At 59.7% G+C, this 15,454-nt stretch carries 5 protein-coding genes and 1 pseudogene; 3 read left to right on the forward strand and 3 right to left on the reverse strand.

The window, feature by feature from the left end:
* Positions 1-69: 69 nt before the first annotated feature.
* Genes ACR0AI_RS21235 through ACR0AI_RS21245 form a run of 3 tightly spaced genes read right to left on the reverse strand, consistent with a single transcriptional unit; the run spans position 70 to position 12,142 of the window.
* Positions 70-4,689 (reverse strand): MupA/Atu3671 family FMN-dependent luciferase-like monooxygenase, encoded by a 4,620-nt coding sequence (locus ACR0AI_RS21235; RefSeq protein WP_480676882.1) that lies wholly within the window; start codon positions 4,687-4,689, stop codon positions 70-72.
* Between the two features lie 2 nt (positions 4,690-4,691).
* On the reverse strand, positions 4,692-5,702 hold the full coding sequence (locus tag ACR0AI_RS21240) for a glycosyltransferase family 2 protein (RefSeq protein ID WP_480676881.1): 1,011 nt from the start codon (positions 5,700-5,702) through the stop codon (positions 4,692-4,694).
* A 2-nt stretch (positions 5,703-5,704) separates the two neighbouring features.
* Complete coding sequence (locus ACR0AI_RS21245; RefSeq protein ID WP_480676879.1) at positions 5,705-12,142, reverse strand: type I polyketide synthase; 6,438 nt, start codon at positions 12,140-12,142, stop codon at positions 5,705-5,707.
* 297 nt (positions 12,143-12,439) lie between these two features.
* Here ACR0AI_RS21245 and ACR0AI_RS21250 point away from each other — a divergent pair, with 297 nt between their 5' ends.
* The 3 genes and pseudogenes from ACR0AI_RS21250 to ACR0AI_RS21260 form a co-directional block, all read left to right on the forward strand.
* A complete protein-coding gene (locus ACR0AI_RS21250; protein ID WP_480676877.1) occupies positions 12,440-13,243 on the forward strand; it encodes a WecB/TagA/CpsF family glycosyltransferase in 804 nt (267 codons plus the stop codon).
* 92 nt (positions 13,244-13,335) lie between these two features.
* Positions 13,336-14,847, forward strand: a complete 1,512-nt coding sequence (locus ACR0AI_RS21255; protein ID WP_480676875.1) for a hypothetical protein — start codon at positions 13,336-13,338, stop codon at positions 14,845-14,847.
* Positions 14,848-15,188: 341 nt separating this feature from the next.
* Positions 15,189-15,442, forward strand: a pseudogene (locus ACR0AI_RS21260) (integrase core domain-containing protein); the annotation flags it as partial.
* Positions 15,443-15,454: the final 12 nt, after the last annotated feature.

The following is a 15,454-nucleotide window of genomic DNA, read 5'->3' on the forward strand; positions in this document are numbered from 1 at the left end:
GAACTGGGCGTTTCAGACACATGCGCGCATGCGAAAATACTGTTTCCGATAGCGAAGTCGCAAACCTGTTCATGCCGACCGTCTGCGTGCGCGCATTTCGCGGCGGCGGGCCATTGCATCGCTGCGGTTGCTGGCTTTGTCCTGCGCTAGTTGGGCTGGTTCTGCGTCCGCCGGTTTCACTCCGGTTTTCTTCTCGATGGTCTCGACCAAGCCTGCCAAAGTCGGGAAGCGGAAGATATCAGTGATGCTGAGGCCCGGCACGTTCAACTCTTTGCGGATTTCCCGGTGTGCCTGTACGGCCAACAGGGAATGCCCGCCGAGATCGAAGAAATTGTCTCGTCCGCTGATATCGGCGACCCCCAAAATCTGCGACCAGATCGCTGCGATCTTCTGCGGGACCGAGCCGCCCGCGGCGGGTTCCGATACCGGGGGCGCAACGCGGGGCTTCTGCACTGACGGGGCAGGCAGGGCCTTGCGGTCAACTTTGCGGTTTGGTGTCAGCGGGAAGCTCTCCAGCGTTACGAAATGTGTCGGGACCATGTAGTCCGGCAGTTGTCCGGACAGCGCCCGCCGCAGCGCTTTATCGTCCACCGGCTGGTCGACCGTCATATAAGCGGCAAGTTGCACCAGACCGGGCGTGTCCTCGCGGGCGATGACAACGGACTGGCGCACGCCGGCTTGCGCGTCGATCAGGCTTTCGATCTCGCCCAGTTCAATGCGATAGCCGCGCAGTTTGATCTGGTGATCGGCCCGGCCCAGGAAATCGAGCTTGCCATCCGTCTGCCAGCGCACCAGATCTCCGGTGCGATAGAGCCGTGCACCCGCCCTATCCGAGAATGGGTCAGGCACGAACCGCTCGGCAGTCAGGTCTTCGCGTTGCCAGTAACCGCGGGTGACGCCAGCGCCGCCGATATACAGCTCTCCGGCCACGCCGATGGGAACGGGGTTTCTGTGTTCGTCCAGCACGTAGACCTGCGTGTTGGCGATGGGCGTGCCGACATTGATCACGCCTTCGGCAGAAGCGGCGGTTTCGGTCGTTGACCAGATCGTTGTTTCCGTCGGCCCGTACATGTTTTCGATATGCGCAGGCGACAGCTTGTTGATCTGTTTGACCAGCGAGCCGGGCAGGGCCTCGCCACCGATCATCATGTGCTTGATCTTGGACAAGGCGAACCGCGCCTCGTCGCTCATCAGGATCATCTGGGCCATGCTTGGGGTGCATTGCAGATGGCTGACGTTGTGACGGATGATCTGAGCGGCGATGGAATAGTCATCCTCGGCCAGTTCTGTATCCTGATTGGACAGGCGCAGAACTTCGGCCAGAGGCTTCAGACCTTCCATCACCTGATCGACCGAAATACCGTAGTCGATCAGGCAGGCGATCTCATCGACACCGATGCGTTTCAGTTCTTCGACGCGGGTCAGGCAGTCCTCGACGGTGCCGAACAGGCCGGAATCCTCGAAATAGCGCAGGAAGGCGAAATCGAGGATGCCTTCGAGCTCCTCATCAGACAGGCTACCCAAATCCAGCTGGAACGGGTTCGAGACACCTTTGGGTTTCTTGAAGGCCGGGAAGGCCCAGGCATATTGCTTGATCAGACCGGCCGCCGAGCGCAGGTAGTCCTTCATCGGCTCGCGCGCGACCTCGCGCACTTCTTCACGGTCCCGCCCGACATAGGTGTGCAGCATCAGGGTGACTGTGTGATCATCGGGGTCATACCCCGCTTCGCGCAACGCAGCGTGGTAGATACCGATCTTGTCGGCGACTTCATCGACGCTCTGGCCCAGAAGGTGAGTCAGCACGTTGGCACCAATGGCCCCGGCCTCGCGCCACGTGTCCGGGTTGCCTGCGGTGGTGACCCAAACGGGCAGTTTCTTCGATACCGGGCGCGGCTGCGTAACCACGCCGTGCATATCCCCGGACTTGGTGGGGAATTCCACTGTCTCGCCAGCCCAGAGCTGACGCAGAGTGCTGATCGCCTCTAACATCGCCGGTTTGTTTTCCGGCGGCGTGTTTTCCGGTCGCAGGACAAAATCATCAGGCTGCCAGCCAGAGGCGATGGCAAGCCCCGCGCGCCCGTTGGTCAGGTTGTCGATCACCGCCCATTCTTCGGCAATGCGCGCGGTATGGTGCAGAGGTGCGACGCAGCTGCCTGCGCGGACACCGATATTCTCGGTCACGGCGGCGACCGCTGCGCCCGTCACGGACGGGTTCGGGTAGGGGCCACCGAAGGCATGGAAATGACGCTCGGGCGTCCAGACGGCGCAGAAGCCGTTCTGATCTCCGAACTTCGCACCCTCGAGCAGCAGTTTGTACTTGTCGCGCCCGACACCATCGTCGTTGCCCCAGTAGAACAGGCTGAACTCCATCCCCTTGCCGGTGATGGATTTTCCGGCGGTCGCATCGCCTGCGACCAAAGCGCGGTTTTCATCATCGCTGAGAACGATCTTGAAGCCGCGCGCCAGCGTCCAGAACAGCTCGAGCACCGAGATGTCGAAGGACAGGCTGGTCACCGCTAGCCAGACCCCGGCCGGATCATGACTGATGCGATCGTCCATGCCGGTGAAGAAGTTCGACACGTTGCGATGTTCAACCATGACCCCCTTGGGGCGTCCGGTCGAGCCGGAGGTGTAGATCATGTAGGCGAGGTTCTCCGAACGCACGCCGCTGTCGACATTGTCTGTCGCAGCTGTTCCCAGCCGTGGGTCCGTGTCAAGCAGCAAGGCTTGCGCGCCGTGATCGGGCAGGCTTGCGGCCAGAGCGGATTCCGTCAGCACCACCTTCGCGCCGCTATCCTCAAGATACAGCGCCGTCCGGTCCGCAGGATAGGCCGGATCCATCGGCACATAAGCTCCGCCCGCCTTCAGGATCCCCAGCGCTCCGATCAACAGCAGCGGGGATCGTTTGACATGCAGACCAACCAGCGTATCGGGGCCTACACCCATCTCACGCAGAATATGCGCAACCTGGTTGGCCAGAGCGTTCAACTCGGTGTAGGAGAAGCTAAGGTTCTCGAAGACCAGCGCCGGGGCATCTGGCGTGCGTGCGACCTGCGCCTCGAAATGCTGATGCACGCAGGAGGTCTGATCGTATGCGGTGTCGGTATCGTTCCAGTCCTGCAGGATCTGAGCACGCTCGGTCTCGGGCAAGATCGGAAGGTCCTGAATCGTCTGACTGCGCTGTGCCGCACCGGAGAGTGCCACCAGCAGGTTTTCCAGCCGGGCCGCAAACAGGTGCAGAGCGGCGTCCGAGATATGTCCGCTGTCCACAAACAGCGCGGCCTGATCCCCGGATGCGGCAAGAGTCAGGCTTGTGCCCGGAACCAGACCAAACGAGACGTCATCGGACAAACCGATCGCAGGCGTTTGCAGCGGAGTTGATCCCGGCATGCGCGCGGGTAAATCGCAGGCAAACGGACCCATCTCGCGGGCCTGTGCGATGGTTTGGCTCAGCCCCTCTTGCGCCTCTGCAGAGGCCTGATCAGCCGCAAAGCGGATCGGAACCCAGCTGTTGAGATAGGGTGATGCCGCATCCGATAGCCGCAGCGCCAGATCAAGATGTATGGTGTCGCTGAGCCGCGCCATGAGGGCCGCCAACGCCGTTTGGGCGGTGATATTGTCAAGTCCAGTTGGAAGGTGCAGCACTTGCGACCGAGGCGCACCGGACGGGGCCGCTGTGTTGATCAAGGGGATCTCGATCTGTTGCAGCGCCTCAAGGCGGATGCGCCATTCGGGTTCAGCGGACAGAGTGGCAGAAACATAACGGTCGATCTGCACCACTTGATCTGGGGTAGGTACGGGCAGGGCGCTGCCCCCGTTCAACAGCCCATCGGTCGAGACCGAAGCCCCCAAACCATTGCGCAATCCGCTGACCTCAACCACTCCGTCACCTGTTGCAACGGTCAGGCTGTCGGCTGTGCTTGCCAGAATGGTACCGGGTGTCGCGTCACTTTGCTGATCGCTGACCTCGACCGAGCCGACCAGCCAGATCTGGCCATCACGCTCGATCTTCGGACAGCAAAGCGGGTTCCAGTATTCTCCATGATCCAACGCGCGGGTCAAAGCGGCTAGCTCAGTGGCAGGCTTGGAGAAATCCAGCCTAGCGGCTGCCGCCGGGCGGTCGTTCTTTGCAAAATAGCTGCGCTGCGACAGATCTTGCGGGGTTGTCGGCTGATCCGTCTCAAGCGCGCGGATCACATCTCCAAAGCTTTCGATGGCGGCGCCATAGCATTTGGTATTCAAGGTCAGGGCGGTCTCACGGTCGCTGATATCGAACAGATTCTGGGCGACAATCCCGCCCTCATCGACACCGCCCGAAATCTTGTGCCAGGTGATCCCGTGCTGTGCCTCACCGTTCAGAATGGCCCAAACCGGCGCGTTCAGACCAGCATAGCGCGGCAGCGGGCCGTCATGAAAATTGACCGCGCCCTTGCTGGCCTTGTCCAAAAGCGTCTGCGGCAACAGATCGAGATTGGCGATGCTGAGCAGCCAGTCGAACGACACACCCTCGATCCGGTTTGACAAATCCTGACCAGCGGCATGCAGAGGCAGGGAATGCGACTGTGCCCAGGCCTCGACATCCGGGTTGCGGGTCGCCACCCCTTGGATTTTGTGCCCCGCCTCCAGCAGCATTTCCCCGCATTGAATGACAAGGGATTCATGGCCAATAAGAAATGTGCTGAAAGGCATCGTTACTCTCCAATAACTGGCTTGGATGTGCTGTCCTGCGTGGCTTTGCGAGTGGGTGCGCGAAAGCAGGCGGACAGGTCATGCCAGGCCAGGGTACGCAAAAAATGGGGCGGAACACCGCTGTCCTTACGGGTGATCAAACACCGCAACCAGTGCAGGAAACCACCGGTCAAATGTACGCAGGTGGCACCGGCCGCATATAATCGGCCGTGGTTCTTGATGAAATAATGCAGGCGCGAGTCGAACCAATAATTTGGCACTCGGCTCCAGCTTTTCATACCGGTTGAAGCGGACCCGATATGCATGACCTCGCTGGGGCGTACGTAGTCGGTGCGATAGCCCGCCAGCGCGGCTCGGCGGCACAGGTCGGTTTCCTCAAAATATAGGAAGAACTGCTCGTCAAAGAAGCCGATCTCATCCAGAACGCTTTGCCGCATCATCAAGCTTGCCCCGGCCAGCCAGTCGACGGGGCGCGTCTCGGACGGGATGGGAATGGGCACGATCCGGTTTTTGAGCAATCGACTGATCGGCCCAAAGCGGATGCCGCTTTCAAACTCGCTGGCAATAGACGGAAATCGAAAGCTGGTCAGATGTGGATCCCCGTCCTCGCCGTGGATGTAGCTGCCGGCAAAACCTGCCTGAGGCGTGGTTTCCAGATGCTCCAACAGCAGGTCTATGGCGTTCTCGGACGGGAAGGCGTCAGAGTTCAGGATATAAACATAGTCGGGCCGCGTGCCATCGGACAGGCCCGCCCGAATGCCCACATTGTTGCCCGCGCCAAAGCCACCATTGTGACCGGACTGGATGACCCGAACGCGATTGTCCTTGTCCCAACCCTGATCCTGAACATGGGCCGCGATGGCCTCAAACGATCCATCCTGTGAATCATTGTCCACCACGATGATCTCGCCTGTGATCCCCTCCATCGCCTGTCGCGCGGCGCTGACGGATCGCAGGGTCATGTCCGGTGTCTTGTAATTCAGAATAACCGTCAGGAGTGTGGGTTCAGCCATGGTCATTCCGCCGCTTGCCGGAGGGTTGGACGCGGGATCTGGCGCTCGGCATTTTCCAGACAGGTCTTCATCTGCGCGGCCAACACGCGGACATTGGGCTCCAGCACCATCGAGTCATGATCACCCGGAACCTCGAACACTTCGATATTGGGGGCCCAGGGCGTCCAGTCATTATCATGGGTCAGGTAATAGCGTTCGTGATGTACCAGTTTGCCCGGCCCCAACTCCCATTTCCCGACCAAAGGCGGGCGGAACAGGGTCAGCGGACCGTCCCATGGGTGCAAGGGATAGCTGTTGACGCTTTCCAGGAACGCGGCCTCGATCTCGGTGTCGTGGAATTGCTGGCCGGTCTCAGCTGTTTCTTCCTTGGGCTGACGTTTTTGAATCTCCCATGCGATCCGGTTCTTGGCCCATTGAATGGGGTAGCTTGCGCCCTTGTTTCGCATCTCCTGCAGCTGAATCTTCAAACGATCCGCTTTGCTGAGCGGGTGTCGTACCGGCAAGGGTGTGTCCAACATGACCAGCGCCGCGATCTCTTCCCCGGCTTCAGTGAGCTGACGGGCGATCTCATAAGCCGTGATACCGCCACCCGAGAAACCGCCCAGCATGTACGGCCCCGAGGGCTGCACCTGCCGCATCTCTGCGATGTAGTCCTTGGCGGCCTCGCGCAGATCGCGGTGCGGTTCCTCATCGCCGTAAAGTCCGCGCGCCTGCAGGCCGTAGAATGGCCGGTCGGTGCCCACCAGATGCGCCAGGTGGCGCAGGTTCAGCACATTTCCGAACATGCCTGCCACCAGGAAGAACGGAGTCTTTGGTCCACCTTCGCCGGAGTGCATTGGCACCAGATGGGTAAAGCGACGCTCCGGTGTCGCCGGGGATGCTGCTGGCGCATCGCCTTCGCCGTCCTCTGTCGGCACGCCACGGGCGGCGATCAGGTCGGCGCATTTGCGGATGGTCGGGGCCTCGAACAGGACCGAGATCGGGAAGTCCACGTTATAGGCCTTGCGGATTTGCGCGAACAGGCGCACCGCGATCAGGGAATGCCCACCCAGATCGAAGAAACTGTCCTCGACACCGATCTCATCAACACCCAGTAGTTCCTGCCAGAACCCGGCGAGGCGGCGTTCAATGTCATTTTCCGGGGCGACGTAATCCGAGTCCAACTCGGGCCGTTGGAATTTCTGATCCGAGCTTTCGGTGGATGCGCCACTATCAGCAGCCTGCGCAATCAGCCCGTCGAGATCGAGCGAGGACAGGATGATCTGCGATTGCCCGCTGGCCAGTGCCTTGAAGAACAGGTCCGCCCCTTCTGCCGCTGGAATACCCTGAGACAGGTTGTGACGCAGCCGTTCCTCGGCCGGGGACAGGGGCGCCGGGGCGTCAACCTCAGAGGTGATCGCTGGGGCACTTTCGGTGAAGGCAAAATCCACCGCATCTTCCATCCGGCGGATCGAGAACCCCTCGACCTCAATACAAATCGTGCCGTCCGGGGCGGCGATAGTGACGTCGAAGCTGGCGGTCTCGCCTTCGGCGCGGTTGTCGCCTGCGTTGCGGATCCAACTGACGATCTGCGCGGGCAGTGGTGCATAAACGCGGACCGAGCGGTAGGAGACCGGCACCCACAGGTGCGAGGCCTGATATCCCGCGATCAACTCCATCGCCCAGCCCGTGGCCAGATCCATCAGGGCAGGGTGCAGGTGGTAGCCTGCATCGATATCCGTTTGCAGGGCTTCTGGCAGTGCCAAATGCGCTAGGCCCTCATCCTGCCCCAGTGCAGTTGAGGTCAGCACCCGCCAGCGCGGCCCGAAATTCAGATGCGCCTCCTGCGGGGATCGCAGGCGGCCCGCGCCTTCGGCCTGATGGGCCGGGCCGCAACGGGCGGCGATGGCCTCCACATCCAGCGGTGCGGGCGCGATTAACGGCAACAGAGACAAGCTGGCTTGGGCGTTCAGTTCGAACGCATCGTCCGACCCGCTCTCGACCGTTAGGTCATAGCCCACATCGCTGCGTGGCAGGCGCAGACGGACCTGCTGATCTTCACTGTCCGAGACTGCAAGAGGGCGCAGGAAATACAGATCGCGAATTTCAAACGGGCCGGTTTCCCCCTGCACCCGCAAGGCCTCGGAGGCCATTTCCAGATAGCCGGTGCCGGGGATCAGAGCATGCCCGGCCTTGGTCCGGTGATCGTTCAGGAACCAGCGGTCTTGGGCGTTGTAAGTCGCACTCAGCAGGCGGTTGCCTGCGTCATCAAAGCTTGCCTGATCCAGCATCGGCACATCTGCGGATGTCACCGGCGCAGGCTCGGCAGTGCCGGTCCGAGCCTCCATCGCGTCGGCGGCCATGCCCACATCGGCCCAGATACCCCAGTTGACCGACACAACCTGCGTTTTGTCGCCCGAACGCGCACGAGCATAGGCGTTCAGGTAGTCATTGGCGGCCACATAGTCGACCTGACCTACAGGTGCCGTTGCGGTCGAACTGGATGAGAACAGAACCAGCCAATCTAGCGATCCGTCGGGGAAGATCTGGTCGATGACCTGCGTGCCATGGATCTTGGGCGTAAAGACATCCTCGATCTCCATCATGGTCTTGGTCATGATCGGCGCGTCGTCGATCAGTCCAGCCGCATGGATCACGCCGTTGATCTGACCGAATTCCTGCGTGGCGCTTTCGACGCAACGGCGCATCTCTTCAACATTGCTGACGTCGACAGACATCGGAAGCACTTTGCCCCCAGCCGCTTCCAGCTTTTCGATGGCGCGGATACGGCGGGCCGTCTTGTCCTGGGGGGCCGAGTTGTTCAGCACGTTTTCCCATTGATCCCGCGGCGGTAGGTCTCCACGCGCGAGCAGGACGATATTGGCATTCACCTTGGCAATCAGCGCTTCGGCCAGTGTCAGGCCAATGCCGCCAAAACCGCCGGTGATCAGATAGGTGCCACCATCGCGTAGGGGCAGATCGTCCAGAGACGGCTCCGCCAGAGCCTGCGGGCGATAGCCCTGTTCAAACCGCTTGCCCGCGCGGATCGCCGCCGTGAACGAGGCAGGCAGGGCCAACAGGTCTTCGAGCACCTGATCGGTCAGGCCGTCAGGCAGGGCAGGGGTCCGACGCTTGCCAGCGTTCTGCGGCAGGTCGATATCCAGCAGCGCACAGGTCAGGCCGGGGAATTCGCGCGGGATCACGCGGGTCGGGCCAGTGACCGTGGCTTTCTCGGGATAGGGCAGGGCTTCATCCCTCACCTGCAGCGCGCCCGAGCTGAGGACATGAAGGTGCAGGGGCATCGGCAGATCTTCGTCCCCAATGGCCTGCGCCAGGAAGAACAGGCTGTAAAAGCCCTGTTCCAGATTACGGTGGAAGAAGCTGCCGCCGGGGCGGAAGGTCTCGGCCTGTGTCAGCAGCCAGCCATGCACAATCCGGGTTGGGATGCGTTCCTGTGCAACCAGATCGCGGATCAGCGCATCATAGCTTTCGCGCCCGCGTTCCGGCGCCAGTTGGTAATGATCCTCGCTGATGCGCGCAAAGGCATCGCCGGGCGTGACCGTGACCACCTTGTGACCGGCTTGCTTCAGGCGCTCGGCCAGGTTGGTACACAGCCCAGCCTCGTCCGCAAAGATCAGCCAGCTTTCCTGTGCCGCCTCCGACAGATCGCCGGTGACATCGACATCGCAGGCCGCGTATTTCGGTGTCCAGGCCACGCGATAGCCCCAATCGGCGGGGTCTTCGGTGCGCATTAGCCATTGGCTGGCTGTCTCAAACTGTGTCGTGCCGGGTTCGATGAAGTAAGGTGAGCGCTGGAAGGCATAGGTGGGCAGAGGCACCCGGTTGCGCTTCGCCTCGCCCCAGATCTGCTCCCAGTCGAACGCGCCGCCCAAAGCCCAGATCCGGCCCAGCATGGCCATGAAATAAGCATCGTCAGCCACGTCATCGTTCGGGTGACGCAGGCTGCTGATCACCTGATTGGCGTCGACCTTGTCATGTTGTCCGGTCAGTGAGGCCAGCGCCTTGCCTGGGCCGACCTCAATGAAGATACGCTCTGGGTTCTCGGACAGCGTGGTTATGCAATCAGCAAAATGAACGGTGTTGCGCAGATGGCCGACCCAGTATTCGGGGTCCGTAGCCTCGGCCTCGGTGATCCAGTTGCCACTGCGGTTCGAGGGGAACGGGATCTGTGGGGCCTTCAACTCGATCGAGCGCAGGTAGTCGCCGAATTCCTTTAGGATCGGCTCCAGCATCCGCGAATGTGCCGCGATATCGATCGGGATGCGTTGGCAGTCGACACCCTGATTGCGCAGACGTTCCTCCAGATCGTCCAGCGCCGCCTGTGGTCCGGTCGCTACGCTCAGGCTGGGGGCGTTCACGGCACCCAGATCAAGGTCATCGCCCAAAAGTGGCCGCAGATCATCGGCGGGCAAGGGGACGCTCAGCATGCCACCGGCCGGAACCGTATCAAACAGCCGCCCGCGCAGATACACCAGACCGATGCAATCCTCAAACGACATCACACCGGCCACACATGCCGCGGTATTTTCGCCCATCGAATGGCCGACCAGAGCGGTGGGCTGAACACCCCATTCCATCCAAAGCTGCGCCAGCGCATATTCGGTGATCATAATCAGCGGCAGCTGCACCGAGGGTGTTTTCAACCGCTCATCCGCAGCCTCTTCCTCGCCCGGTTCGGGCAGCCAGATCGCGCGGATATCATAGTCAAGCTTGGCCTGCAGGATATCCAGACCCCGATCCATCCAATCGGCAAAGACCGGCTCGGTCTCATAAAGGTCGCGCGCCATCCCGGCGTACTGAGCGCCTCCGCCGGGGAACATGAAGACATGCTCCGGCGCGTCCGAGATCACCGTATGGGTGAAAACCCGACGCGGATCGTTTTCCTCAAGGATCGCGGCGGCTTCTTCATGGGTTTCAGCGACGATGACGCGCCGCTTTTCAAATCCGCGCCGTCCGTTTTTCAGGGTCCAGGCGATATCGGCCAAATCCTGATCGGGATTGGCTCGCAGATGTTCGGCCAGTGCCACGCTGTTGGCATCCAGCGCTTTCTTGCCCCGCGCCGAAACCGTAAGGATTTGAAACGGCCAATCCGACGGCTCGGATGCGGCTCGCTCAGGCGCTTCCTCCAGAATGGCATGCGCATTCGTGCCGCCGACACCCAGAGAATTCACCCCGGCGCGGCGCGGGCCCTTATGCGAGACCCAATCGGTCAGAGTGTCATTCACCCGGAACGGACTATTCTCTAAGTCGATGGCCGGGTTGGGTTTCTCATAGCCCAGACTGGGCGGGATCTGCTTGTGATGCAGCGCCAGAGAGGTTTTGATCAGGCTGGCCACCCCGGCGGCGGTATCGAGATGGCCGATATTGGTTTTGACCGAGCCCAGCCGGCAGAAGCCCGTTTCCTGTGTGGTTTCCGAAAACGCCTGTGTCAGCGCGGCCACTTCGATCGGATCCCCCAGATAGGTGCCGGTGCCGTGGCATTCGATGTAGTCCACCGTGTCGGCCCGAACATCGGCCATCACATGGGCCTCGGAAATCGCGGCGGCCTGACCATCCACAGATGGCGCCAAGTACCCGGCTTTGGCCGCGCCATCATTGTTGATCGCCGTGCCGCGGATCACGCCCCAGATATGGTCGCCATCCTCGATCGCATCAGACAGACGCCGCAAAATGACAGCGCCAGCACCCGAGCCAAAAACAGTGCCTTGCGCGCGGTGATCGAAGGCGTGGCAATGGCCATCGGGTGAGAGAACCTCACCCTCTTTGTAAACATAACCTCTGTTATGAGGGAGTTCGATCGTAACCCCCCCAGCAATCGCCATATCGCACTCACCGGTCAACAAAGCTTGCGTTGCATAATGCGTTGCGACCAGCGAGGTCGAGCATGCCGTCTGCACATTCACACTCGGCCCTTTGAGGTCGAGGATATGGCTTAGCCGGGTCGACAGGAAATCCTTGTCATTACCGGTATGGCGCAACAGGAACATGCCCACATCGTCGACCAGATCCCGGTTTGAGCAAACGTTGAAATAGAAATAGCTGCCCATGCCGCAGCCTGCGTACACGCCGATTGGGCCGGGAAAGCTTTCAGGCGGATGGCCAGCGTTTTCCAGCGCTTCCCAGGCCACCTCAAGGAACTGACGGTGCTGCGGGTCCATGATGGCGGCTTCTTTGGGAGACAGGCCAAAGAACTCGGCGTCAAACTCTTCGAACTTGTCCAGGGGCGCCGCGAAGGGCACGTAATCCGGGCGTTGCATCAGATGCATCGCTTCGCCAGCAGCCAAAATTTCCTCATCACTCAAACGGCGAATAGACTCCAATCCTGCACGCAGGTTGGACCAATATGCCTCAACCGATGAGGCACCAGGGAAATGCGCCGCCATACCAACAATCGCGATATCGCCTTCCCGAGCAGAACTATGCACTTTTAAACCATCCATTAATAAACCGTGTCGAGTTTAGGCCGCTCCGCGCAGAATGCCAATGAAACAGATGCGTCTTGAGAGAGGTGAAAACCCACATAATGTTTCAAATTTCGGTACTATGATACGAGGGCAGATTTTCCCTGAAGGTTCATAACGTTTGTTAGAGTATCCCCCGCAATTGCGTCACGCAAAAGGCAAAGATCTACAGAAGTGTTAGTTTCTTGAAATGAAACAGTTGGCTGAAAATGATTAATTTGTTCAGCAGGGAGGGTTGATGGAAAGATGGAGATTTGACTGGTCATAGACAACTGAATGGCGCTCGGGCATCAACTGATCTCAGAAACCCATACACCGCTGGACCGGGTCCCGAGCAGCATGAATGAATTGAATCTTGTAAATTTCTCATCACAACAGGATTTGCTGACCGATCTGAACCGTCACTGGAACGACGGTCGAGGGTTTGCAGTGGCGACGCTCAATCTTGATCACATCGTCAAAATGCGTGGATCTGATGCGTTTCGGGCGGTCTATCAGGATCAGACCCACATTGTAGCTGACGGCAACCCTATTGTCTGGTTGTCCCGATTGGCCGGACGGCCCGTTGATCTGGTGCCCGGATCAGAGTTGATCGCGCCCCTGTCGGCACTGGCGGCAGAGCAAGCGGTGCCCGTTGCTTTGCTGGGTGCAACGCAGAACACGCTTGATTTGGCAGCCGAGCGACTAGAACGTGCCCATCCGGGACTGCAAGTTGTGGCCCGAATTGCCCCGCCTCTTGGGTACGACCCGGACGGGCCTAGTGCCGTATCCGACCTGAAACAAGTGGCTGCTTCCGGGGCCAGATTGTGTTTTTTGGCGCTTGGCGCACCGAAGCAAGAAAGATTGGCTGTATTGGGGCGAACACATGCCCCCGAATGCGGCTTTGTGTCGGTCGGGGCAGGGCTAGACTTTGTCGCCGGATCACAAACCCGGGCACCGCGATGGGTACGCAAGCTGGCGCTGGAGTGGGTCTGGCGGCTGCTGAACAACCCGACCCGGTTGGCCGCACGCTACGGGCGCTGCATCCTGATCATGCCCGGGCTGACCTTAGCTGCGCTACGCGGCCGTTTTCAGAATTGATCCGATTTCGACGCCATATGTTCTGCAAAATATTGTAATCTGACTTCATGCTCCGAAATTTCCTCCTCCTGCCCGCTCTATTGAGCTTTAGCGTGACCGCACAGGCCGAAACCATCCAGTTGAACCCGGACGATCTGGTGCGGGCAGGCCCATTCGGTTGGCTGGTTACAGGACTTGAGCTGCCCGCTCCATCGCGTGGCACACAGGTGATTGGTCAGAATGCTGACGGTAGCGCTGCATTGCTACTGCGTCGGTTGTCGCATCAGGGCGTAGCATCAGGGCTTGGCGGCGTACTTTATGACAATCGGGACCGAGGGCATTCCACCCTACCCCCTGAGCTGTTTCCAGACCTGACCCATGTGACATATACCCCCGCGCTGCGCGAGGCAGGTCTGGACTATGGTCTGGCCGGAGAGCTTCTGTTCCCTGCCGTGACACTGGGCAACTCATCCACCGCAGTTTCCGATCCGGGTGTAGAGCGCAGCCTGCCCCGACTGGCAATGACCATCCCAATGTCCCCGGCGCAAAGCTTCCGCGCCTATGCAAGCAACCATCTGTATGTCTATCCCGAACATCGTGACCATGACGCCGAGGACCTGTTCCCAGCCAACTGGCCTTATACCGTGATTTCGCAAGGGTCTTCCGGTTCGGATCAGGCCTTTCTGCGGGCCCTGTTGATGACTTTGGCCGCGTTCCGCCCTGACACCCGCGCACGGCTGGAAGACGAAGGGCTTATCGCGCCCACCCTGCAAATGATCCTGCGCCGTACCCAGAAAGGCAGCTACACCGCCGAAGCCTATCGCACCGGAACCGCACATCCCACGGTGTTTGATGCCCAAAACCTGTCGCCCGGGCGTATGATTGGTCTGGCGGCGTCAATCGCCCCTGAAGACATTCCGCCGATGGTGCGCCTGAACGTGGTGTCCGAAGATTTCCGCGCGACAGTTGGTCTGGCCGACCTGTCCGAGCGCCTGTTCGATACACCCTCTGCAATTGCCCGCATTTGGCGCGGACCAGAGTATGAACGAAGTATAGCGCTATCAGTAGCCGACACCCGCGATCCCAATGGGCGCGATTTGGAATTTCACTGGGTGCTGCTGCGCGGTGATCCCGACAAGGTCAGTATCAGCCCGACCGAAGACGGGCTGAGCGCCGAGATTACACTAAACTGGCACGACCCTTTCCCAATTCCTTCAGCGGCGCGGGAAATTTCGCGCCTGAGCTCCCGCGTGGACATCGGCGTCATCGCCTGGAACGGTGCCCAATTCAGCGCCCCCGCCCTTCTGTCAGTCAGCTTCCCAACCCATCACCAGCGTGTCTACACTCCCGGTCCGGAAGGTCAGATGCGCTTGAGTTCAGTGGATTATGATGCGCCGTCCCGCAACGCAGCCTATGACCCAATGCTGCACTGGTCCGCGCCTTGGCGGGATGTGATGCGCTATGACGAGAACAATAACCTAGCCGGTTGGCTTCGCGAGACCGCAGACAACGCGTCTCTGGAGATGAAGACCAAAGAGGAAACGGTCGATGGTGTATCAGTCCAATACGGCGTACAGGAGACACCTGCCGGACCAATACTGATGATGTCTGCAAAGAGCGAATAAGAGTTCAGGTAATTGAGGGTGTTAAAGCAAAGAGCTAGGCGCCGGAAAATCTACATGATGGAGAAACAGTACACCAACCCTAAAACGGTTTGTAACACAACCACCTTATCCTGCCACAATATTTAAAACAAACGAAGCGCCCAAGTCTTCTAGAACTAAACCGATACTCGGTTTTTCAGATCGAAGTTAAATGGGAAAGGCTCGTTCTACAGAAATCACCACCGCCTGTCCGTCCCGTTGTAGCTGACAATAGCCCTGGGTCGTCCGCTTCGCGATATTACTGCAGTCAGTTCGCAGGGTATCCGTAGCCCGGACAGCAACGTATCCGCCGCCGAAACAAGGCATACCATAACCGCGTCACGCTCAACTTCTCACTCTCTGACAAACCGACCGGCAATGCCTTCACCGAAGCGTTCAACTCCAAATTCAGGGCAGAATGCCTGAACGCACATCAGCTTCTGTAGCTAGCAGATGCTTCCGAAAAGATGAAGGAATGGCGTAGATATTACAGCGAAGAAAGACCGCACAGAACCATCAGGAATATCCCATCGGCAATGCTGGAAAACTCATATGCGAAACTAGCCCGTCAAGTTGAGGAAATGCGGAA

This window comes from Ruegeria sp. BG3, assembly GCF_056538485.1.